24 protein-coding genes are annotated in these 23,488 nt (G+C 33.0%); 7 read left to right on the top strand and 17 right to left on the bottom strand.

The features are described 5' to 3' along the window. Positions 1-237: 237 nt before the first annotated feature. Together AVL50_RS28720 and AVL50_RS28715 are read left to right on the top strand one after the other, a co-directional pair. Positions 238-1,458 carry an NADH-quinone oxidoreductase subunit D gene (locus tag AVL50_RS28720; protein ID WP_062620853.1) on the top strand — a complete coding sequence of 407 codons (1,221 nt, stop codon included), beginning with the start codon at positions 238-240 and terminating at the stop codon, positions 1,456-1,458. 22 nt (positions 1,459-1,480) lie between these two features. Further along, the gene (locus AVL50_RS28715; RefSeq protein WP_062620852.1) at positions 1,481-2,749 is read left to right on the top strand and encodes a glycosyltransferase family 4 protein; all 1,269 of its coding nucleotides are present in this window, start codon (positions 1,481-1,483) and stop codon (positions 2,747-2,749) included. Between the two features lie 6 nt (positions 2,750-2,755). Here the strand turns inward: AVL50_RS28715 and AVL50_RS28710 are convergent, their stop codons facing one another. Together AVL50_RS28710 and AVL50_RS28705 are read right to left on the bottom strand one after the other, a co-directional pair. Further along, positions 2,756-3,490, bottom strand: a complete 735-nt coding sequence (locus tag AVL50_RS28710; RefSeq protein ID WP_062620850.1) for a TrkA family potassium uptake protein — start codon at positions 3,488-3,490, stop codon at positions 2,756-2,758. Positions 3,491-3,492: 2 nt separating this feature from the next. Further along, positions 3,493-5,298: a TrkH family potassium uptake protein gene (locus tag AVL50_RS28705; RefSeq protein WP_062620849.1), complete on the bottom strand. Its 1,806-nt coding sequence runs from the start codon at positions 5,296-5,298 to the stop codon at positions 3,493-3,495. Between the two features lie 127 nt (positions 5,299-5,425). Between AVL50_RS28705 and AVL50_RS28700 the strand changes: the two genes are divergently transcribed. Next, a complete protein-coding gene (locus tag AVL50_RS28700) occupies positions 5,426-5,641 on the top strand; it encodes a hypothetical protein (RefSeq protein ID WP_062620847.1) in 216 nt (71 codons plus the stop codon). Positions 5,642-5,647: 6 nt separating this feature from the next. On the opposite strand, the gene hemH is transcribed toward AVL50_RS28700, so the two are convergent. The 4 genes from hemH to ychF all read right to left on the bottom strand — a co-directional run bounded on the left by hemH (position 5,648) and on the right by ychF (position 10,171). Continuing rightward, positions 5,648-6,697, bottom strand: coding sequence for a ferrochelatase (gene hemH, locus AVL50_RS28695; protein WP_062620846.1), 1,050 nt, complete (start codon positions 6,695-6,697; stop codon positions 5,648-5,650). 129 nt (positions 6,698-6,826) lie between these two features. Next, entirely contained in the window at positions 6,827-8,032 is a 1,206-nt protein-coding gene (locus AVL50_RS28690; protein WP_062620844.1) for a hybrid sensor histidine kinase/response regulator, read from the bottom strand. 79 nt (positions 8,033-8,111) lie between these two features. Continuing rightward, positions 8,112-8,876: a glycoside hydrolase family 25 protein gene (locus AVL50_RS28685; RefSeq protein ID WP_082796050.1), complete on the bottom strand. Its 765-nt coding sequence runs from the start codon at positions 8,874-8,876 to the stop codon at positions 8,112-8,114. 194 nt (positions 8,877-9,070) lie between these two features. Further along, a complete protein-coding gene (gene ychF / locus AVL50_RS28680) occupies positions 9,071-10,171 on the bottom strand; it encodes a redox-regulated ATPase YchF (protein ID WP_062620841.1) in 1,101 nt (366 codons plus the stop codon). A 279-nt stretch (positions 10,172-10,450) separates the two neighbouring features. Here ychF and AVL50_RS28675 point away from each other — a divergent pair, with 279 nt between their 5' ends. Both AVL50_RS28675 and AVL50_RS28670 read left to right on the top strand, forming a co-directional pair. Then, entirely contained in the window at positions 10,451-11,236 is a 786-nt protein-coding gene (locus AVL50_RS28675) for an O-methyltransferase (protein ID WP_062620839.1), read from the top strand. Then, the gene (locus AVL50_RS28670; RefSeq protein ID WP_062620837.1) at positions 11,229-11,621 is read left to right on the top strand and encodes a phosphoribosyl-AMP cyclohydrolase; all 393 of its coding nucleotides are present in this window, start codon (positions 11,229-11,231) and stop codon (positions 11,619-11,621) included. Before AVL50_RS28675 ends, AVL50_RS28670 begins: the two co-directional genes overlap by 8 nt. A 28-nt stretch (positions 11,622-11,649) precedes the next feature. Here the strand turns inward: AVL50_RS28670 and AVL50_RS28665 are convergent, their stop codons facing one another. Continuing rightward, a complete protein-coding gene (locus tag AVL50_RS28665) occupies positions 11,650-12,372 on the bottom strand; it encodes an outer membrane beta-barrel protein (protein ID WP_062620835.1) in 723 nt (240 codons plus the stop codon). A gap of 559 nt (positions 12,373-12,931) precedes the next feature. Here AVL50_RS28665 and AVL50_RS28655 point away from each other — a divergent pair. After that, positions 12,932-13,537 carry a hypothetical protein gene (locus tag AVL50_RS28655; RefSeq protein ID WP_157491652.1) on the top strand — a complete coding sequence of 202 codons (606 nt, stop codon included), beginning with the start codon at positions 12,932-12,934 and terminating at the stop codon, positions 13,535-13,537. Beyond that, positions 13,518-13,868 carry an MGMT family protein gene (locus tag AVL50_RS28650; RefSeq protein WP_062620830.1) on the top strand — a complete coding sequence of 117 codons (351 nt, stop codon included), beginning with the start codon at positions 13,518-13,520 and terminating at the stop codon, positions 13,866-13,868. The genes AVL50_RS28655 and AVL50_RS28650 overlap by 20 nt, the downstream gene beginning before the upstream one ends. A 63-nt stretch (positions 13,869-13,931) precedes the next feature. On the opposite strand, the gene AVL50_RS28645 is transcribed toward AVL50_RS28650, so the two are convergent. From AVL50_RS28645 to AVL50_RS28600, 10 genes are all read right to left on the bottom strand, one after another. After that, complete coding sequence (locus tag AVL50_RS28645; protein WP_157491651.1) at positions 13,932-14,222, bottom strand: hypothetical protein; 291 nt, start codon at positions 14,220-14,222, stop codon at positions 13,932-13,934. Positions 14,223-14,317: 95 nt separating this feature from the next. Next, entirely contained in the window at positions 14,318-14,911 is a 594-nt protein-coding gene (locus tag AVL50_RS28640; RefSeq protein ID WP_157491650.1) for a hypothetical protein, read from the bottom strand. Between the two features lie 71 nt (positions 14,912-14,982). Next, a complete protein-coding gene (locus AVL50_RS28635; protein WP_157491649.1) occupies positions 14,983-15,741 on the bottom strand; it encodes a hypothetical protein in 759 nt (252 codons plus the stop codon). A 63-nt stretch (positions 15,742-15,804) separates the two neighbouring features. Then, the gene (locus tag AVL50_RS28630) at positions 15,805-16,617 is read right to left on the bottom strand and encodes a hypothetical protein (RefSeq protein WP_062620822.1); all 813 of its coding nucleotides are present in this window, start codon (positions 16,615-16,617) and stop codon (positions 15,805-15,807) included. A gap of 58 nt (positions 16,618-16,675) precedes the next feature. Continuing rightward, positions 16,676-17,266, bottom strand: a complete 591-nt coding sequence (locus AVL50_RS28625; protein ID WP_062620821.1) for a DUF4291 domain-containing protein — start codon at positions 17,264-17,266, stop codon at positions 16,676-16,678. Positions 17,267-17,558: 292 nt separating this feature from the next. Further along, positions 17,559-18,548 (bottom strand): zinc-binding alcohol dehydrogenase family protein, encoded by a 990-nt coding sequence (locus tag AVL50_RS28620; RefSeq protein WP_216639099.1) that lies wholly within the window; start codon positions 18,546-18,548, stop codon positions 17,559-17,561. Positions 18,549-18,668: 120 nt separating this feature from the next. Continuing rightward, positions 18,669-19,532, bottom strand: a complete 864-nt coding sequence (locus tag AVL50_RS28615) for an AraC family transcriptional regulator (protein WP_062620819.1) — start codon at positions 19,530-19,532, stop codon at positions 18,669-18,671. A 13-nt stretch (positions 19,533-19,545) separates the two neighbouring features. Then, positions 19,546-20,229: a hypothetical protein gene (locus AVL50_RS28610; RefSeq protein WP_062620817.1), complete on the bottom strand. Its 684-nt coding sequence runs from the start codon at positions 20,227-20,229 to the stop codon at positions 19,546-19,548. A 275-nt stretch (positions 20,230-20,504) separates the two neighbouring features. Beyond that, positions 20,505-20,849, bottom strand: a complete 345-nt coding sequence (locus AVL50_RS28605) for an antibiotic biosynthesis monooxygenase (RefSeq protein WP_062620815.1) — start codon at positions 20,847-20,849, stop codon at positions 20,505-20,507. Between the two features lie 97 nt (positions 20,850-20,946). After that, complete coding sequence (locus AVL50_RS28600) at positions 20,947-23,391, bottom strand: hypothetical protein (RefSeq protein WP_062620813.1); 2,445 nt, start codon at positions 23,389-23,391, stop codon at positions 20,947-20,949. Between the last annotated feature and the right edge of the window lie 97 nt (positions 23,392-23,488).

Genomic DNA, 23,488 nt, shown 5'->3' with positions numbered 1-23,488 from the left:
TATACTACTGACCATCCCTAAAAATGATTAGGATGGACCATTGGCCAAAAAATTCCCTCAAAAATGAGATGTATTTTTCTCGGACAAAATTAAACATTTTTGGTATTTATAATAATGATTCAACAATTTTGATCCTAATTTTACAGTTTTATTAATGGAATTAAGGAAGGTCTTCTCATTTTTCTTGAATTTTTGATGTTTATCTATCAATTTTGAAAATCTGAGGACAAACAAAATATGGAAAAAAGACAAATTCAATATCAGTTTCAAGAAGATCATTTAATCAATTCTTCGAAGAATTTTTTTGATGCATCCAAACTTAAAATGGAGGAAATGGTGATCAACCTAGGTCCTCATCACCCTTCTACGCACGGTGTATTACGTCTTGAAGTATTAACAGATGGAGAATATGTTGTTGACTTGGTTCCTCACTTAGGTTACCTGCACCGCTGTTTTGAGAAACATGCGGAAAACCTCAATTTCCAACAAATTATTCCTTACGTAGACCGTATGGACTACATGGCTGCCATTAATTCTGAGCACGCTTTTGCCATGGGAGTTGAAAAAATGATGGGAATAGATGAGAAAATTCCCAAGCGAGTTGAGTATATTAGAGTATTAGTTGCCGAATTGAACCGTTTAGCGTCTCATTTTATCGCTATTGGTACTTACGGTTTGGATATTGGTGCAACCACACCTTTCTTATGGATGATGAGAGATAGAGAACATATCCTTCGTCTATTAGAATGGGTTTCGGGTGCCCGAATGTTGTATAACTATATCTGGATTGGAGGCCTCTATTATGATTTACCTGTAGGTTTTGAAGAAAGATGTGCAGAGTTTATCGAATATTTTGAACCTAAACTTCAAGAGTTAAAAGAACTTATTATTGATAATAAAATATTCATTGAGAGAACAGCTAATGTAGGTGTACTGCCTTTGGATATTGCAATTAATTATGGCACATCAGGTCCAGTTTTAAGAGGATCAGGTTTAGCACATGATTTAAGAAAAGTGGATGCCTATTCTGTTTATCCTGAACTGGATTTTGACATTCCAGTCGGCGAAGGTAAAATGGGAACAGTTGGCGACTGCTGGGATAGAACTTACGTAAGAGTTCTTGAGTGTTGGGAGTCGTTAAAAATTATGAAACAGTGTGTTGCTCAATTGACCACTGACCATAAAAGAGATCGTACTTTTGATCCTCAAGCTTTAGTTCCGAAAAAGATCCGTCCAAAAGCGATGGATTTCTATAGTAGAGCTGAAAATCCAAAAGGTGAATTAGGATATTTCTTCAGAACAAATGGCAAATCTGATATACCTGAACGTTTAAAAGTAAGAGCATGTTCTTTTTGTAATTTATCAGTATTACCTGAAATATCAAAAGGAGTATTATTATCAGACCTGATCGCAATAATTGGCTCAATTGATGTAGTAATGGGTGAAGTTGACCGTTAATTCTGGTTATTTCTAGAGAAGAATGATATTAAAGTCCAATAAGTTTAAAAATATCAATGAATACATCAGTAATAATACAGACCTAAACATTTGTATTATTACTCATTGCTATCCGCCAGATTTTGGAGCAGCGCCTCATCAGTATGCTCATATGGCTGAGAGTTTTCGTGCTATTGGACACAACGTAACTGTTCTCACATCACATCCTTACTACCCTACCGGAAAACTTCAATTAAAAGATTTCTTCACCTTTAGAAATCAAACTAAAATTAACAATGTTGACGTTTTTAGACATTGGTTAATTCCTTCACAAAAAAACAATGCATTCTTACGTCTTCTGAGTATGACAACAATGCTGATTAGCATGCTATTCTCTATCAACTTACTCAAAAGTAGAAAGATTGATGTTGTAATTGTACAGACTCCCCCTATCACATTGCCTTTACTAGGAATTCTTCTCAAAAGAATTCAAGATGTTAAACTAGTCCTTAATGTGTCGGATCTTTGGCCACAAGCAATGGTAGACCTGGGAAGTATCAGAAAAGGATCATTCGCTTATAAGATACTTCACAAGCTAGAAAAGTTTTATTATAACAAAGCTGACTTTATTATTACTCAATCAGACGAAACGAAAGATTATATTGAAGACATCGGATACAAAGATGTATTTTTATATCGAATTGGTGCCGATATCAATACTTTTTATCCGAGGAAAAACCTTACCAAACATCATCAACTTAAAATAGTGTATACAGGTGTTTTGGGCGTGGCACACGGTATTTTAGACCTCATTAAAACTGTTCCTTTTGATGAACTGGATTGCGAAATGCATATTTATGGAGGAGGTATTGAAGAGGATAAGATTAGAAATTATATCCTTAACAACAATCTAAAGAATGTAGTTTTACATCCTAAGGTAAACTATAAGAAGGTTCCTGAAGTAGTAAAGAAATATGATGTTGCCCTTATTTCTCAAAAGAGATATGTGAAGGGAACGTTACCTGCTAAGCTTTATGAAAGTTTAAGTCTTGGTATGCCTGTATTATTCCACGGCCAAGGGGAAGGTGAAGAATTGGTTTTAAAACATGAATGCGGTCTTACTTCAAGACCTAATGATTTGGAGCAACTCATAAGAAATATAAAGTCTTTACAAAACTTAACTCATGAAGAATACCAACAACTTGCATCTAGATCGCGAAAAGCGGCTGTAAGTTATTATGACAGAGATGTACAGTTCTCAAAGTTCTACGAAGAATTGAAAACCGTAACTCGCCCCCTGATTTTAGCCTAATGGGCTTTAATTATCTACCAGATCAGTCACTTGCTTCAACCTTTCTTTTGCACCAGCAAGTACTAATGTATGATTTTCATGTAGTGTAATATCTCTAAAATCCTGAATAAAAACTTTTTCATCCTGCTCTTCTTTCTTATGAACAGAGTGAGAGTTTTCTTTAAGGCAAATTACAGATACATGATAGTTATCTCTAAATTTCAAAGTTCGAATACTTTTCCCTAAAAATACCTTAGGTACATCCAACTCAACAATATAAACTCCAGGAGCCACTTCGTCCATAGCCTTCACTTGGTTATTCATTAATTCCAAAGCAAACCTTTTCCCTTCTTGCTTCTCTGGAAAGATTACTCTTGAAATTCCCATTTTACCCAATACTTTTGCATGCATATCACGAGTTGCTCGGGCAAAAATTTCATGCACACCAATTTCTTTAAGTGCTTCAATGGCTAAAAGTTTTGTTTCAAAATTCTTTCCGTGAGAAAGAATTACTGTATCTGTTGGTTTAATATGTTTCTTAAGTGCTAATGGGTTTGTTGTATCCGTTTCATATAAATATTCAAACCCCATTTCCCTTAATCTCTTAAGCGTAATGAAACTGTCTTTTGACTCTCTTACTGATTCAAAATCATTATGAAGAATAATTAATAAATCTTCCTCACTATCTCTCAACGTCAGGGCAACTTCAATACCGAAGGCTCCCATTCCTATTAATACAAATCGTTTTTCTACTTTTTTCATTGTTAACCAACTAAAATTGATGTTTCTGGATAACGGTACTTGAAGTTATCATGATTTTCTCCTAATAATGAGACCAATGTAAATAAGCCAATTTTACCAGAGAACATAATCAATGCGATCAAGAGTTTCCCCATTATTGATAAGTCTGCTGTAATTCCTCTTGAAAGACCTGCAGTTCCCATTGCTGAAAAGAATTCAAAGAAGAGATCTTCCGTTTCCAATAACGGCTCTATAATTACGAGTAAAAACAGACCAAAAAATGACAATAAAATAGACATCATAAATACTATAACTGCTCTACGAATGGAGGACTCTTCTATGGTGTTCCAACCTATATGTACATGATTATGACCTGTTATTTGAGCTTTCAAGTATTTCAAAAGAATATAAGCTGTTGTCACTTTAATTCCTCCTGCCGTAGAGTTAGGAGCTCCGCCGATATACATCAGCATGATCATCATCATAATACTCCCCACAGATAGCTCTCCAATTTCAACCACTGAAAACCCCGCGGTACGACAAGTAATACTTGTAAAAAAAATCTGAAAAACCGAATCTGAAGCAGACTGACTATTCCATAAATCAAAATCCGTAATATATAATCCTAAAGCCCCAAAGAAAATCAAAAAGACCGTAACATTAATAGAGATTCTGGATTGCAGACAAAAGTTTCTCTTGAACTTCTCCTTTCTTTTAAATACTTGTCCATAAGTCTTAAAACCTATTCCTCCAACAACAATGAGCAACATTATAATGGTGCCCGAAAACCAATCTGTTGAAAATTCAGCACCTTGTAAACCATTGGGAAAATTAGAAAAACCTGCATTACAGAATGCTGAAATGGAATGAAAAATTGACACGAATATTCTATCAGGCGTAGAAAGCTCTAGATCGCTCCAAGCAATATAAAGTGCTGTTGCTCCAATCAATTCAATGGTAAAAGTGATGTAAAAAATCTTCTTCAAAATATCAGCCGATGAACTGATACTATCTGATTCCACCATATCTTGAATCACAAATTCTTCTCTTGTTTTTACGCCTTGTTGAATGGTCAAGGCTATAAAAGTAGTCAGGGTTACAATTCCCAATCCACCAATCTGAAATAGAAACATCAAGATGAACTGCCCTTTGAAAGTAAAAACTTCACTGATGTTAAAAGGCGCTAAACCCGTCACACACACGGCCGATGTTGAGGTAAACAAAGCATCTACCCAACCAATAGGCTTAATAGTAGCTTCAGGCAACATCAACAACCCTGTTCCCATTGCAATAATAAACAGAAGGGAACCTACAATCATAGAAGTACTGTTTGCTGTAAAAAAAAGCCAAGTAGACCTGTTGTTTGCTAAAGAATCTAGACTTGCCACAATCATGATCACTTGCACAACAACAATGTATGTTGACCACCCCCAATGCTCTCCATCCTCTTGGTAGCTATCCATAAAAAATGCTCTAACAACCAAAATGCCAAGGATAGAAATGATAAAAAGGAGATTAATTACATTCTCTTTGATGAAAATTTTCTTGTCCTTCAAAAAGAAAAGTTTCACAATAATAACAACTGCATAAGTAGTGGCAATCCACCTGTCATACCTTACTACTTCTACAAGTTCCCTTTTATTCAGATCAAAACCCTGCGTATAAATTAATGTTGATAATGCGGCTGTCCCTAATAATAATTCAATTTTAGGGTTATGCTTTTCTAACCAGTTCTGAAGGTTATTGATCCATACATTTCTTTGCTCAACAACAACTTTATAGACTGTCAAAATGAATTTCAACAACCTTATTTTCTGTTTATCAGGCATTTATTAGATCTTCTTAAAGAAATTTAACTGTCAATTCACTAAATATAATTGTCTTCATTAAACAGAGTTTAGAAAACAACGTATAATTTCAAGATTAACAAAAAAAATTCACAAATCCCTCATTATTATGACACAGTTAATTGTATCAGTAAAAGATGATAAAAATGCATCTATCATAAAAGAACTGTTGAAAGATTTATCTTTCATTGATAAGATACAAGAAATCAATTCAGTAGAAGAAGAACTTACTTCAGAAGAACAATTAGAAAATGTCAAAAAACACATTTTAGAACTTAAATCACAGCATAAAGATATGTCTGTAAAAGTGGATTGGAAGGGTTAATAATTCCTAATCAAACAATTCCGGAACGTGTGCTTCATTGCCTTTGACTAAATCTTCAAGACACTTTATCCACATTGGGTGATCATTCAGGCTTTCTACTAACTGCCAATGTTCTCCCCCATTTTCCTCAAAAATTTCTTTATATTCTTCTCCTACTTCCACAGTTGTCTCCAAACAATCTGCTACAAAGGCCGGTGAGAATGCTAGGACACTTTTCTTTCCTTTTTTAGTAAGATCTATGATTGTGTCTTCAGTGTAAGGCTGAATCCAAGGATCCTTACCTAATCTAGATTGGAAACAAACACTGTATTTATTGTCAGGAAGTCCTAATTCTTTGGCAATCAAATCTGCTGTTTCAAAACAAGCTGAACGGTAACAGAATGTATTTTTTGTATATCCTTTACGATTACATTTCCCACCTTCACCTCTTAATTTACAGCACGTTTTAATATCTGCTTTGATAATTTGACGTTCTGGAAGACCATGAAAACTAAAAATCACGTGGTCATAATCATGAGAACGCAGGTACTTGTTACCAATATCAGCAAAAGTCTTGATATACAACGGATGACGGTGATAATGTTGTACATAACTTACATCTGGAATCACCTGCCATTTCTGCGTTAATTCCATCACTTTTTGAGCAACAGAACCTGTGGTAGCTGAAGCATATTGAGGGAATAAAGGAACTACAACAATTTCTGAAATATCATTATTTCTAAGTTCATTGAGTGCACTTTCTATAGAAGGGTTCTGATATCTCATACCTAAAGCTACATGATAGCCTTCTCCTAATTTTTCTTGAAGGAGTTTCTTGCATTCAATACCATAGTATAATAAAGGAGAGCCATTTTCTGTCCAAACTTTTTTGTATTCAACAGCTGATTTTGGAGCTCTAAAAGGTGCAATAATTAAGTTGACTAATGGCCATCTTTTATAGAAAGGAATATCGATTACCCTTTCATCCATTAGAAATTCTCTTAAATACTTTCTTACGTCACCTGTACTATTGCTGTCAGGTGTTCCCAAATTAACTAGTAATACCCCTTTTTTCATTTGTAGTTATGTAAATCCCCTCCTATTATAGTTGGGTTAATGTCTATAAAAAAATGAATCTTTACTAAATCGAATAGTTTAGTAAAGATTCTTCTGTCGTTCATTTAACCTATATGTAGGATGAAAGTTTTAATTTTCACTGACTTTTTTGAATGCAACAATAAAATCTGCACCTTCACCATAAGTAGACTCGCAAGCAACAGTACCATTCATGTCTTCTACCATTTTCTTAACAATAGATAAACCAAGCCCTGTACTATGCTCACCCCCAGTTGGTCTAGCTGACAATTTCTGGAATCTTCCAAAAAGTTTTTTCTTATCGTTTTCATTCAAACCAGGACCTTCATCTTTAATATGAATTTCCAACTTCTCCTCTACTTCAAGGATGAATACTTTTATCTTTTTGTCTTTTGGACTAAATTTCACAGCATTGGAAATCAAATTCTGTAATATTTGTCCGAAATAAGTTTCATCAACATTAGCGTATAAATCCTCACCTGCCTCAACCTCCATAGTAATGTTTTTCTTTTGAGCTGTTAGCTCAAAACGTTCCACACCTTCTTTGACTAATTTTGAAAGATTCAGAGGTTGAATTGCTAAGTTTGATGTTTGAGATTCTAAAGCATTAAGATCTAAAATTTGTGTAATCAGCTCTTCTTGCTTTTTGATAGAATCTTGAATCATGGAGATATATTCTTTCTGTTCAGAACTGAAAGTTTCCATATCAAACTTCATCAATTCAATCAATCCATCAATCTGACTTAATGGACTTTTTAAATCATGAGCGACGATCCCAATCAGATGATTTTTTTCACCATCCAATTCAATCAACTCTTCATTTTGAACTTGTAAAGCTTTGGTTCGACTTTTCACTTTTTCTTCCAACTTCTCGTTAGCTTCTTGAAGTGAGTAAAATAACCTTCTGTTCTCCACTTTTAAATTATAGGCTTCTATTGCATTATCAATAGTCACCATTAATTCATCTCTATTCCAAGGTTTAGTGATATATCTATACACCTCACCTTTACTGATGGCATTAATAATATCTTGAACATCACTATAGCCCGTCAAAACAATACGCATAATATCAGGATACAACTCTCTGACTCTTTCAAATAGTTCTACGCCTGTCATTTTTGGCATACGCTGATCTGAAATGACTACACTTATATTTTGATGTTCTTCTTTTAGGATTTCTAAGGCTTCGTCCCCGCTGTTTGCAATCAACACTTTATATACCTTTCTGAATCCAGCTCTAAAAGAAACTAAATTTTGTTGTTCATCATCTACGTAGAGTACTGTGGGTTTACTCTTTTTCGTTTGAACACTATCCATATAAATAAATTCTATCTTTTTCGCTTAGGTGCCAAAATTACAAAGTAAATAGATGTAAATCGAATAAATTATATTTTTTTTACTTTAAACCTACTTTCGGCAATGACTTAGGGATATGAATCTTCAAATCATCGACCTCATACTTCCCTGGAATACACATTCTTTTTAGATCTTCAATTGTCCCATGAAACACATTAAGGTCAACATCTCCTTCAATTCCTCTTGAATTACCACTATCAGTATATTGCCACATACTCCATTTTTTTTTGTCATCTTTCAGAGCAGGCTTGAATACTTTACCATAGGCCGCTATCCAGATTGGGTATTTCTCAAATGCTTCCCTTTTATAAAAAACGTCATGGTAAAAAGAATAATTGGTGTAAATAATGGGTTTTATTCCATATTTCTTCTCCACAAGATTCAACCAAATACTTACATTTTCCCTAATCTTTTCGATTGCTACTCCGTCAAAAGTTTCAACATCCAAAACTGGGGGTAAATCTCCTTGCTCCAGCTTTACATGTTTAACAAACCAATCTGCCTGTGCATAAGGATCAACCTTGGGTCTGAAAAAATGATACGCAGACTTGATAATCTCTTCCTGATGTGCCGCCTTCCAGTTTTTTTCAAAATGATTATCCTTCAGGTGATTTCCTTCTGTAGCTTTCATAAACACAAAAGAAAAGCCATCCTTCACCACTTCTTTGAAGTCTACATCTTTTTGATAATGGGAAATATCAATCCCATGCACACTGTAGCCTACTCTTTTCCTAAAAGTTATATTAAAAAACACACATACTAGCAGTGCAACAACAGTACAAAAGAGAATTATAAGTTTTTTCACTGTAAGTACTCGTTCGAAATTACTTTAAATACTTCTAATTATTACTTTGCGATGACTATTTTCAAAATAAAATAGTACCTCATTGGAGACGTCTTTCAGTGCTGTACTCAAAATTAACAATCGAGTACTCAGACAAAACAAAACCCACTATCAGAAAAACTTTCCAATAGTGGGTCTTGATCGTATTATATTGATTATACGTTGAATCTGAAGTGCATTACATCACCATCTTCAACAGTATATTCTTTACCTTCTACTTGCAGTTTACCTGCTTCTTTACAAGCTAACTCTGATTTATGCTCAACATAATCAGCATAGTGAATTACCTCTGCACGGATAAAACCTTTCTCAAAGTCAGTATGGATTACACCTGCCGCTTGAGGTGCCTTCCATCCTTTACGGATAGTCCAAGCTCTTACCTCTTTTTCACCTGCTGTAAAGTATGTAATCAAGTCTAACAATGCATAAGAAGCTCTGATTAAACGATCTAAACCAGATTCAGTTAAACCATACTCCTCTAAGAACATTGCTTTTTCGTCTTCATCATCTAAACCAGCAATTTGCTCCTCAATCGCCGCACAAACTTTGATCAATTGAGCGTTTTCTTTATCAGCAATTGCTCTCATGTTGTTCACAAGTTCGTTATCCTCATGAATACCTTCCTCGTCAACGTTCGCTAAGTAGATTACTGGTTTTGCAGTTAAAAGCATCAAATCTGAAACTACTTCCCATTCTTCTTCAGACGCATCGATTGAACGAGCGTTTTCACCACTTTCTAAATGTGCTTGGAACTTCTCTAATGCAGCAACAATTTTCTTTGCTTCAGCATTACCTGTCTTTGCCATTTTAGTGTTCTTCTGTAATTTTTTCTCAACAGACTCCAAGTCTTTCAACTGAAGCTCCATGTCGATTACAGCTTTATCTTCCTCTGGGTCTACTTTACCAGCAACGTGAACAATATTTGGATCATCGAAGCATCTTACTACGTGGATAATAGCATCTACTTCACGGATATTGGCTAAGAACTTGTTTCCTAAACCTTCACCCTTACTAGCTCCCTTTACCAAACCTGCAATATCAACAAACTCAATTACAGTAGGTAATGTTTTTTGAGGGTTTACCAATTCCTCAAGAACTTTAATTCTTGGGTCCGGAACCACTACAACACCTACGTTAGGGTCGATTGTACAGAAAGGAAAGTTTGCTGATTCAGCATTTTCAGCGCTTGTTAAAGCATTAAATAACGTTGATTTTCCTACGTTTGGTAAACCAACAATACCACATTTTAATCCCATTGATATATATCTTATTTCAGAAGATTAATTCTTTGTCTATTTTTGCATGCCAAATAGCATGAATTCCGCGCAAAGATAATGTAAACTGTGGAATATTTAACTATAAGTCCCCGATCAAAATTATCTAATACTATTTATTATGATTAATTTGCGATTACTTCAACGAAAAACTTTTGGATAATGCCACTCATTTTACTTTTGAGAAGTGTTATTTTCAAAGTACAATCAAACCAATTCAAGTAAAGGCTGATTTTGCCGGAGGACTTAACTGACAGGTATATGCAAGTTTTAGACTTTATAAAATATAAATTTATAGCAGGTAATGCACACGGTTTGCATTCCCCTTTTGTATATGAACTCTATACACAGGTTATTGCACCGGAAAAGTGGTATTATATTTTTGATAAAATTGAAGCCACAAGAAAAGAATTACTTTCTAATAATGATAAGATAGAGGTTGAAGATCTAGGGGCAGGTTCTAAAGTCAATAAACAAAAAAAACGAAAAATCTCTAAGATTGCCTCTTCTTCTTTATGTTCTCCTCGTGAAGGTGCACTTCTCTTTGAGTTAATTGGAAAATATAAATACAAAAAGGTCTTAGAACTAGGAACATCGTTAGGCATTTCCACTTTGTATTTATCGAGTTATAGTAAAGATATTGAGACGATTACTCTTGAAGGAAGTTCAACTATTGCTTCTGTTGCAAAGGATAATTTCAAGAAGTTTGAGGGAGTTAACATTGAATTGATGGAAGGGAATATTGATGACAATCTACAATCTGCTCTTGATAAATTTATCAAAGTAGATGTCGTTTATTTTGATGCAAACCACAAGTACAAACCTACGATTAAGTACTTTGAACAGTGTCTTCCTCATATACATGAGAATTCTCTTTTCATCTTTGATGACATTTATTGGTCAAAAGGAATGAAGAAAGCATGGAATGAAATCTGTAAACACCCAAGTGTAGGTATTTCTGTAGACCTTTATGACCTGGGATTGATTTTTTTCAGGCAAAAACAACCAAAGCAATTTTTTACATTACAAAATAAACCAAATGAATAAAAAAGTTTTAGAAGAAGGCTCCGCTATTGAGATTCAATTTGAGAAAAGAGGAGGATTTGTCCCTGTTATTGTTCAAGAAGTTGAAAATATGGAAATCTTGATGCAAGGATGGGCCAATGAATTAGCATTACAAAAGACAATAGAATTAGGAAAAGCTACTTTCTGGAGTACTTCAAGAGACGAACTTTGGACCAAAGGGTTAACTTCTGGCGATTATCTGGAAATAGTAGAAATTTTGACTGACTGCGATCAGGATGTTCTTTTATACAAAGTAAAAATGATGGGCAAAGGTGCCTGCCATACTAAAAACAGTGAAGGAACAACACGTAAGTCTTGTTTTTACAGAAAAATTGAAGATGGTCAATTGACCAACCTTGATCAATAATATAAGGGAGAATTAATGTCCAAATACATTAATTCTCTTTTCTTGGACTTGAAAGTTTTCCATAAGACAATGGAATGAAGCAAGAGAAATTAATAGACATAGCTTGATCATTCCCATTGACATTACCTAATTCTGACACATTATCGAGATAATCCGTTAGAGGATTGACAAAGGTAGCACTCAACCCAAATCCAAAATTATTCTCAAAATAATAAGTCATTCCCACTCTCGTTGGAAGTGACATTGCGAAATTTGAATACTCTTCATTTTGGTTTCTTGTCTCAAAAATACCGTTGGGTTCATCTTTTAAATTTTCAATCAACTCATTGCCATCCTCATCCATTGGGTTGTAATAGAATACACCCAACCCTTGCGCAACATACAATCTAAAATGTCTACTGTTGACAATATTAAATTGCACTGATAGACTTGTGTTTAATGTATGTGATTGAAAAAAATTGTTCGGAAAAGGAGGTTCCAAAGGAGGAAGCGTATTAGGATCATTCAACTTTTGACCTTGCAAATACAAATAGCTTGCATCAAGCCTTAAGTTCAAACGTTTTTGTGCTCTCATTAACAGTCCAACATTAAGACCTCCATTTACTTTTGAAAAAGTTGGAGAAAGGTCACCACTATAGGAACCTAATGCTATACCAATTTCCAAAACAGATTTTGGTCTATTGGGTAATTTTTCCTGACTGTAAGAGTGAAAAGAGCATATAAAAAAAGCTAATAGTAATAGGTATTTCATAATCAATGTTTTCGTGCCCATTCTACAAATTTAAGAATCTTCTCATCGGAAAGAATTTTCTCTTTTGTATTAAAATTCCTTCCCAGTTCTTTTTCTGAGTACGTTTGATGTATAAAGTTATGGCATTTTCTACAAATATTAATGCCACTATAAATCATTTCTTCTTTTGTGAAGTTTTTCTTAAACCACTTATTTTTGTGTGTACTTTTAGGAATCAAATGATGGAAAGTCAATTCTGTCTTTTTTTCGCACATTTCACAAATTCCTATCGTATCAGGCTTCGGCATATTAAAATTAAGAATGTGTATGATAATAAGATGAATATAATGGTCAAATTTTTGATTGTAAATTTTAACGATTACTTTTTTAATATTATTGGAATAAGTCCATAATGAATATAGTTTTTTGTTTATTTTGTTGGAATAACTGTCTTTATTTAAACTTAAAATAGTTCAATTGTCAAATTAGTACGTATACAAGAATAAAAATGGTTTTGCAACCGACGCTCAGATTAAATTCATTAATGCACTTGATCGGAATGATACAATATTTTTTTCATATGAAACTAAAAATCACATTTTATCTAATTTTCTTAACTCTACCATTCATCAGCGCTGCTCAAGATTTAAAAAGTAAAGAAAATGTTATTGAACATCTAATGCTGAACCCAAGGGACACTTTATTATGGGAGTGTTACATTGGGAAATCATGGAATTCAATGAACATTTATGAAAAAGAGCAATGTGTAGAGCTTTCTGCAAGATATTCTGAAAACTTGAAGAAAAAATTAACAGAACAGAAAATTTCTTACGATAAAATAAAAACCAAATCTTTTGCTTCTGAAGTAGATTCTATAGAAGCTACCGCTGAAAAACTTTTAACCAATGATTTCTTAAAAGAAGAAAAAGAACTTGAAAATACCGCAAAGCTTGCAGCAGAAGCAAGTATTGCCGAGTTGAAATCACTTTCACAAAACACTAAAAAGAATCTTCCACTAATTGAAGACCTTTTGAAAAGTAAAACCAAAGAACTCAATATTGAATACCAAGGAATTCAGTCTGAAAACGGTGAAGAGGTTTTATCTTGGATAAAAATGTATGGACAAAAAATCTATACTGTCACTTATAAACAAATCATTGAGAACAATGAGCCAAAAAGAGAGTAACGAAAAATCTTCCTTCTTCCAAGATGTTTGGGAAGTGGTCAAATTAATACCAAAAGGACGAGTAACCTCTTACGGTGCAATTGGTGCTTATTTGGGAAGAAAAGGCAGTGCTAGAATGGTAGGCTGGGCCATGAATGCTTCTCACGGTGACGATGCTGTTCCTGCACATAGAGTTGTCAACAAACAAGGTTTGCTCACCGGAAAACATCATTTCGATGTCAAAAACCCAATGCAAGTACGTTTAGAAGAAGAAGGTGTGGTTGTAGTAGACAATAAAATTCAGAACATGGATAAGATCTATTGGGACCCTTCCATTGAACTTGAATTATAATTGCGACTTTAAAATAAAACGTTTAACCCCTAATCTACGATTGAACATAGATTAGGGATTTTTTTATTTGATCTCATCAACTTCAATAAAATCAGGGCCTCCATCAACAGGATAACCTTCTACTTTATGACCAATGATAGTGACTTTTTTATCTACATACTCATCCAAATTAACTGTATTACTTCTTAATGCGACACCAGATAAAGTATGTGTTCCATATTGATATGTCGTTATTCCTTGCTCTTCAATTACTCCAGTCAATTCAACACTGTTTGAGTTAACATCATTCTTGGCACATGAGAAGCCGATAAGACTCATTGATAATAGTAGAAAAAAAACTTTTAAAATATTCATGACAAAATTCTGATTATGAAAAATCATTAATCCGCCTAAATGGTATAGGCACCTACAGACCTAAATAGAAAACTGAATAATTAAGTTCAAAAAATTCAATCTAGAATTTCAATAGAGCGTACAACTAAAACAGGGATTTTATTCTTTATTGCATTAATGACAGCTGAGATCTGATATTCTTTTTCAGAAACAAATTCACTTGTTATTTCCTTACTTCTTTCTTCTGAAAACTCCACATATACCTTTTGAATAGGCCATGAAATATATTTTTGAAGCTCATATGGTGTTTCTACAAAACCTGAAACAATTGTTATAAACTCTCCATCCCACACTCCCGTAAACTCTGAATCTAAATCTCTACCACACTTTTGAATCAGTTTAGTTTTTACTCTCCCTGAATTGTATATTTTGATTTTTGCTGGACAGGGCAAATAGAAAATACTCCCATTCCACTTGTACAAATTACCCCGAAAAAGAGTAGCTTTTAAAACAATAAGAATCAGAAAAGCTAGAAATACCAGAGTCAATAATATAACATTTTTAGTATCACTGAAAAATATGGTTAAAATAAAATGTGTAATGGTGCCTGCAAATAATACAAAATAGCCCGCAATATCACCCAGCCCCATTCCAAAAGATATATGCTTATAGAATATACCCAGGAGACAGATGACAACTAATAATGTCAATACAATCAGGTTTGAAATTTCCCAGAACGGCATGTTGATTCAATTATTGGTTATAAATGTTTTCAATTATCTTATTTCTTCTCTCTTTGACTTAAATATTGATGAAAGTCCCACCCTATTCTCATTCTATTTTCAGCACTTGTACGTCCTGGATTCTCCTTCATAAATTCAGCATAATAATACTCTTCACATTCAAGTGATTTATTATAATATTCTAAAACACTGATTAAACTTGAAAGTGTATAACCAAACCTTTCCGTAGAAATAATACTTGACAATTGTTCATTGAATAAAGGGTAAGTTAAAAGGTAACCTTCTAAATCAAATGTTCTATTTTTACGGTCTCCATAACTGTACTCAAAAATGACAGTTGTATCCGTTTTTATAATGATACTTTGGCTCCCAATACACTCCACTTTCAATGAGAGAGCATCCCATTTGTTGCAGAAATTTATAGAATCAATTAAAATTGGATGACTGACAGTTATTTTCCTTGTGATTAATTCCTTATCCCATTGTTGATTTCCTTTTTCCAAATCAGTCCAATAATACTCTCTGGTTCTTTTGGTTAAGAACATCTTCTCTACTAGAGATTGAGAAATAATAAGACTTTCCTCTAATTTCAACCGTTCTTCTTTTTCACCTTTTATAGTGTAATCATAAGCTTCATAATTCCCTTTTTTATTTTTTTCAAAAACCAGTTCAGTCACTTTACTATATTTCGTACCATCTGGAGCATCTATTAATTGGAAAGTCAAAGAAGTTGGACTTTGTGCAAATAAAAAATCAGATATAGCCATCAATAGAAGGAGAGATAATAGCTTGTTCATTTCAAGTCAAAGTTTTGTGTTGTTTCTTTAAGTAATCCTTTCGTTCTTCTTTAAAAAACTGTATCAATTCTGTTTTTTCAACTCTTCAGCATAAATATTATCTTCTTTTGAAGAACTAACTTCTAAAGCTTCAATAATTATTCCTTTTAAAAATTCAATTTCGTAATACTCCGACAGAATTGGTTTTAATTGACTCATTTTTTGAAGTGCCATTGAAGAAATCACCCAACCTTTGTATTCATCTTCCCACTGTTCAACAAATTCTAATAGTTTATTCTGAAGATTGACATCTTGTTCAAAATTTGCTAAAATCTGTATTGCCATGACCTGTTCACTGATGTCCTTTGAATCTATAAACTTCCAACAAGATGACTTCACAGCTTTTGTATCATAGGCAACATATTTATCGATCAAAATATCCAATGGCAATCCGCTTGAAGAGGATGATAAAATTCGAAATAAGTCATCAGATGCAGAAGAGACTTTATTGGCCATTACAGCCATGGTACTCCAAGTCTTCAACAATGAAGACTCATCTGAATTAATTCTATCAATTAGCTCATCATTAAAATCAACATCTTGTATAATGCCAATCAGCCTGTATGCAAATACTCTTTTCGTTTCATTCGTAGAATTGAATAATTCGTGGATGGACTCTTTGTATTCATGACTATTTTTCAAAAAGTCAAAACGGCCCGCAATTTCATATTCAATTAGGAGATTATTTACCCGAAAAAAATCATCTTCATCAAACTCTTCGTTATACTTTACAAATCTGATTTCTTCAATAAGTTTCTTCGCTAATTCATCATTCGTTTCGTTTATTTTGTTAGCAGTAAAAGTGAATAAAAATAAGATAACAGTTAATAGTTTCATTTTAAATTGATCATTAAATTAGGTAAATCATTAATAGTCATTCTGATAATAGTCTTTTTTATTTTATACCGATTTTCTTCTCTATTGTAACTGGTACAGGATATAGCTTTTCGATTGGCAAGAAACGTTTCAATTCTTTATGCTTTCCTGCCTTACGCAGAAGATTCATTTTTTTCACCATAGGAGTCATATCAACAATTTCATCAATCCATTCTTGATTATACTCTTCAATTAAAAACCTACTTATCCCTACCTGAATTGTTCTTTCTGTTAACTTCCCTCCTTTTAAAGTTCTTTCAGGGTCCCATTGAATATGGACTTTTGCATCTTTAAATAGCTTTTCCCATTCATAACCGCTTTTGTAAGTATCTTTATCTGGGTCGGTCAACACACCCAATGACAATGCCTTTTCCCAGCATTCTCTCTTTATCTTAATACCTAAGATATATTCTTGATTAGACTTAGTTCCCCAATTACTCCTTTCCATCAGCCATAAAAAAGAAGGTTTAACCCAAGTCATTCTATTAAATGAAAAAGGAGATTCAAATTTTTGGTTTTTTATCGCAGGCAGTGCTATTGACTTATTATAGGCTTGATAAACTGTAATAGTTTTTTTGTCATAGACTGCTCTAATTTCTTGATATTTCATCTTCGTATAAGTTTTGTTAGTACTGCTTGCTTGTTTTCGATATTTATAAAAAAACCAATTGATATTTTATAAATAATAAAATAGGACACACAACTATTTAAAAATCATAGCTTAATTTAATGAAAGTGAGTGCATATTCAAAATATGTATTTCGTATTAATCTCCCTCAAAATAAATTTTTAATAAAAAAGGATCAAGGTTTCCTCTAAAAAGAAATACTTGATCCTTTATTCTAAAATTAGCAAGAAATCATAAGCATATTATAATTTCTAAACCTCTCCAGTAATCTTTACTAGATAGTAAGTAATAACTTTCCTTTTACTTTTCCAGTTTGCAACTTCTCATGAGCTTCTTTTACATTACTCAAAGGCATTGTTTCATAAACTGGATTAATTTTCCCTTCCTCTAGCCATTGGAATAACTCTTTCAATCCATTCTCTACCAGAGTATATTGATGGTTGAAAGTAGCATATAATTCAGAGAAAGAAATGGTTGGAGCCTTTCCGAAATGTTTTACACTTTCCTCCATCAAATTAAAATCACCTAACCCTGCCAAAAATCCAAATATTACAATATGGCCCAATGGAGCCAATAATTCCAAATCATCTTTCACTGAATTACCAACTACAGGGTTGAAAACATAATCAATGCTATTTTCACCAACTGCTTCCTTTACTTTCTCTTTCCAATTTTCATCAGAAGTATTAAAGGCATAGTTCACTCCCATACTCAAAGCATTCTCTACTTTTTCCTGCTTACGTTCTAATGCAACAATATTTAATTTTAATAATTTTGCAATTTGAACCAAAGCTGTTCCAACACCACCTGAGGCTGCATAAATCAAGGCTGTTTTTCCTTCTTCTACTTTTGCTACATTTTTCAACATATGGTAGGCTGTGAAGTAGTTAACTGGCAACACTGCAGATTTTATTAAATCCGCTTGATCATCTAATACCACTAATTTATCAGCATCTACCAAGGTATATTCTGCATAAACAGCAGAACCAATCACTCCCAAAAATGCTACCTTACTTCCTTTTTTAAATGCTGTACCATTCGCATCTTCGATAATTCCTGTTCCCTCCACACCTGGTATAAAAGGCAATTCAGGCATCATACCTGGAGGCATATTTCCTTCTCTGATTATTGTATCGATAAAATTGACTGGAGCTGCATATACTTTTACTAAAACCTGTCCTTCTTTTGGAACAGGACGATTTACCTCTTTTAACTCTAAAACTTCTGTTCCACCTGTTCTTGTGATTTGTATTGCTTTCATCATTGTATTTTTGATTGACAAAGAGAATTAATAAAGATTGCTTCTCTACAACTGATTACATGACAAAGATAGTTCATCTAACCAGCCCAGCGGTAATACAAAAAAAGGAAGAAGTGTCACTTTTTACTGATTTAATCGAAAAGACTTCGGAGTGGTCTGAGTATATTTCTTAAAAAAACGCCCGAAATAAGAAGGCTGGCTAAATTGAAGTACATGGCTTATTTCAGCAATATCCATATCTGTATAAAGCAACATATTTTTAGCCTCTAGTAATACACGATTTGAAATATGTTCTTTAGCATTTGAACCCGTATGAGCCTTTATTCGATCATTGAGGTAATTAGCAGTAAGGTTTAACTGTTCTGCATAAAAGGCAACAGATCTTTGCTCGATAAAATGATTTTCAACCAAATGTTTAAACCTTTCTACAAAAAGTTTTTCCGAGGATAAACCTTGAGAACGTGTCTGATACTTTTCAAAGATAGTTTTACTTTTTTCAAGAAGTGACAACAACAAGTACTTACACAGATCTTTATTTCTTTTCTCTTTTAGTATCATATTGAAAAGCAGTACAACTTCCTCTTTCTCTTCTTTGTTTAAATGCAACAGATTCTGTTGCAAGGTACTGAAAAAGGTGTACTGTGAAGAGAGGTTTGAAATGTGAGGCAATAAAATTTCAGGTTTAAAGAAAATCAGAAAACCTTTCATTGCCTCTCCTCTTACAAAGCTGAATATATGTTGAGGGGATTGAAAAAATAAAACATCATTTAGATTTGCATGCATATTTTGGTCAATATGCATTTCTCCTTCTTGCTGATTTTCTAAAAAGATGACAGAGAAAAAATCACGCCGATGAGCAGGAACCATTTTTGAGGTATCAGGGTAAGTATCTTCATGTGTGAGCACATCAAAACCCTCATGAATTGGAGTTCGCTTTAACCCTATAAAATGGTAAAGCTCTTTTATGGTAGAAATCTTCTTGATCATCGAACTGAAAATACTATTTTTCTTTTGATGATAGTATTTTCTTTAATCTATATTTCTCAAAATAGTTCTCATGTCCTATGTTATTGACTTCCTGTTGAGCTAAGAACTTTACAAAAGCGTTTGTTTTAATATTGTATTTCCAAAGGGTTGGATACACTTTTTCTGTTCTGTCATTATAAGACATTCCTAAAATTGAAACAGTCGATTTATCCTCCCAATATGCTTCTTCCGGAAAACAAGGTGTGCCACACATCATCAATTCAATCGCTGAAGAATCTTCCTCCGCCACTTTTACAAGATATACTTTTATATCAATTTCCCTTCCCATATACTCCAAGCTTCCGTCGTTGTTTTCTACAATCTCCAATCCATAACTATCCATATCAATATAATAAGTGGAGTCAGGTGAATACATAAATGTTTTTTCAAAAAGTTGTTTATCCTCTTCAAACAGACCATATCTCACCAAGTTTGGATTAGATGTTAATGGCGTACCTTCATTTGGAAAAATAGTTTCTGATATCTGATGAAAAGCTAACCATTTCGATTTTGAGGTTTTATTTAATGTAGAGCTTGAGCCTTGGTCTACTTCTGTTAGCACTTCAACTTTTTCATTAGTTGAAGTTTCCTTTTTCAGATCTCCACAAGCATAGATTAGGAAAGAAGCACTGAGTGTCAGAAGAATTTGTTTGTTCATTTTCAGATGAATGTTTTCGGCAAAAAAATTGAATAGAGATTTAGTCTAAAAATTAAGGACAAGCTGAACCAAATGTACATGGATAAAACCCGCCAAAACTAATTACTGTTATTAAAAAATCGAAGTTAACAATAAGTCCTAGTATTAAAAATTGAAGCCCTGCAGTATGTATGGTAAAAATACCTTCCTTTTTTATCTTAAAACCTGTAAGATAGCAAAAAGCATGTTTGGAATCATAAGATCTTCATCACAGATTCCAAACATGCTTCATTATTTTATTGGTGATAACTATTGCTGTCTACTGGTGCTTCATCACGATCATCCAATCCATAGTCTCTAATTATTTGACCAACTCGAATGCTATAATCAGAGAATATATGCTTTTTACCTGAAGCTTGTCCCTTTCGATGCAACATGTTATTTCTCCAGTGTTCAATAGCTTTTTCATCTTCCCAATATGAAAGCGAAAGCATCTTATTGGGGTTTTGAAGACTTTGAAATCTTTCAATAGAGATAAATCCTTCCATTCCTTCTAGCATAGGCTTAAGCTTTGATGCTATTTCTAAATACTCTTGCTTATTTTCTTCCTTTGGTAATACTTCAAAAATTACTGCTATCATTTCAACTTTTCGTTAAATATTAATTGGCTTCAAAAAAATCAAACAAAGATAGTAGCCAATAATTTCCAGAAAGTTGTTTTTGTTGTTTTTAACTTCATTACAAAAGTATCTCACACCCCTGTAATGCTTCTCTTACATCTTCGGGGATTATTGTAATTTTATTTCCTCTTAGGTCTAAGACCTTTAAAGATTTGAGGTGTTTTACATCGTAACAGAAGTTTTCATTCGTTAAATTGTTTTTACTTAAATCAAGTTTGTTCAAATTGGATAAGGCTTTGACAGACTTATCGTTTAACCTGAATTCAAACATACTCAACTTGCTTAATACCAATTCTTCTAAATTTAGAAATAACTCGAGATCATTGTTATTTAGGTAAAACTTCTTTGGGTTATTTGGTTTAAAAATAAAACTTCTCACCTTATGGAAATAGGGTAAATCTTTTGGAAAAGGAAGGTTTTTATGTTCAAGTTTTCTGATATCATGCCATCTGATTACGTCAGTTTCAAAAAGTCCTATACTACTGTACATCTCCTTTCGAAGGTCTGAACAAAGTGGTGCGATTGACAGAATTGAATCCAAACCAAAATTATATTTCTTGTAATGATATGTAAGCATTGTTGCTATCTGATGTTCTGTCAATACAAACTCAAATTTATTGATTATCTCTTTACAGCCCTTTCTAGCGGTGAAAATCTTATTAGACCTTAATTTGAATGAGAGAGCCTTTCTATAGTCATCTGGTGTATATTTCTCCAATAGAGGTAGAAGTTTTTTGTAAGCTAACTTTGAGTGCATTATGTAAAATACTTTCTCGAAAAGCACTTGAGGAATTCCTCCAGTATTCATCAGCTCTATAGCTAGATCTAAATTATTTGGGTCATCACTATCTAAAAAATTATTTAAATTTTCTATCATATCTTTATCCTCTTCCATTAAGAAAGAAGGCGAAGCAGTCTCTTTCAACTCGGTCAACTGTCTTTCGTCAATCATAATACATCTATTGATTAACTGCTCTGGAATTTTAATAACCTCTTTTGGAGTTTTGCCAACTACTAAATGTGTCACCTCCTCATCAAATTTTGTTTTCACCTGAAAAGGAAGAGTATTTATTTTTTCTTTTATAATAGTTTTATTTTCTGAGAATTTTCCCAAAAGAAAAAATTTAGACTGAGGGTCAATTGAAGTATTTTCAACCCTTCTATTATGAAGTTCTTGATTTGCCTCTTGATTTAAACGTCCATTAGATATACATAGCATTAATAGCAATTCATATTTCGTATATGTATCAATTGGGCTATTATTCAAAAGAAGGTGTATTAACCTTAACTTTTGAGCATCATTTAATGGTGAAGAAACTACACTACCAATTGGATATGTTTTCAGCCATTTCAATTTCCTTAGTTTGAATAAATCATTAAAGCCTATCTCTATTTCATCAAAGTTGATATTGAGTGATTTTAACGATTTTAATTGATGGATACCTGTTAGATCTTTAAGATCTGAGGACCTTATATCTAAAAATGAAATTTTTCTTAATTGTGAAAAGCTACCATCCAATTTCACGAAAGAATTACCTCTAATATTTAGATTTTCTAAAACATCATTTTCAATAAATGGTTCTTCTAATACAGTGAATGAATTATTACTGGCATTGAGTTCTGAAAAGCTTTGATTATTAACAAGGATTGAAGGAAATGAAATTAATTTGTTATTCTCTAAGTCAAGATACCTTAAATTTTTATTATTCTCTAAAATTGGCTTGGGCAAGATAGTAATATTAGTATTACATATTACTAAATAATCTAGATTATACTTCACCCCTTCCTCAAAACAATGTTCAAGATTTTGAATTGGAATGTTATCTATCTTAAGGCGTCTAATTCCCCTGGATTTGAAAATCTTATTCGGAAGCTCATTAACTGCACTATCTGAAATATAAAACTCCTCTAAATTTAGCAAACTTGCTTTAATAGGAAGTTTACAGGTAGTCAGCTTATTCAATGTCACTTTTTGAAGAGTCTCAGATAAAAATAAATCAGCTGGCAAACTTTCAACTTTACCATATATTTCAAATGTGAGTAAATTATTAAAACTAACTTTTGAATTAAATTTTGTTTGTTGGTTTGATGAAATAAATATTTCTTGACAATTAAACTTTTCCGTTTCCAGGAGAATAATATCAGCTTCTAAGTTTAGCTTATCTAGCTTTAGATTTTCATCATCAAAGTTGTTGAGTATTATTGTACTATTAGGGCAATTCAATGAGACATTTAACTCACTTAAACCTGTTAGTTGTAGTATACTATCATCAATCAAAAGATTTAATGGAAACTCATGGGCTGAATTAATGGTTAAACTACTTAATTCTTCTAGAGTGGATAGAATTTCACATATTTCATTAAATGACAAATTAAACTTATCCATATCAACTATGACATGTGACAAATATTGAGTGTAATGTTCATTATACTCGTTATACTCATCATAACTTTGGCCGAGTAATTCTATACAGTTGTTTGCTTCTTCAGTAGTGTTCTTCATTGTGTTTACACAAAAAAACATGTGCTTATTTTTTCTATAGATTGCTATCAGACAATAATACTACTAGAAAGTATAAGTATCAACACAATTAATAACG

Origin of the sequence: Flammeovirga sp. SJP92, assembly GCF_001583495.1 — a bacterium.
Taxonomy (GTDB): Bacteria; Bacteroidota; Bacteroidia; order Cytophagales; family Flammeovirgaceae; genus Flammeovirga.
The sequence above is the reverse complement of the archived record's forward strand: the minus strand, read 5'-3'. Positions and strand labels throughout refer to the sequence as shown.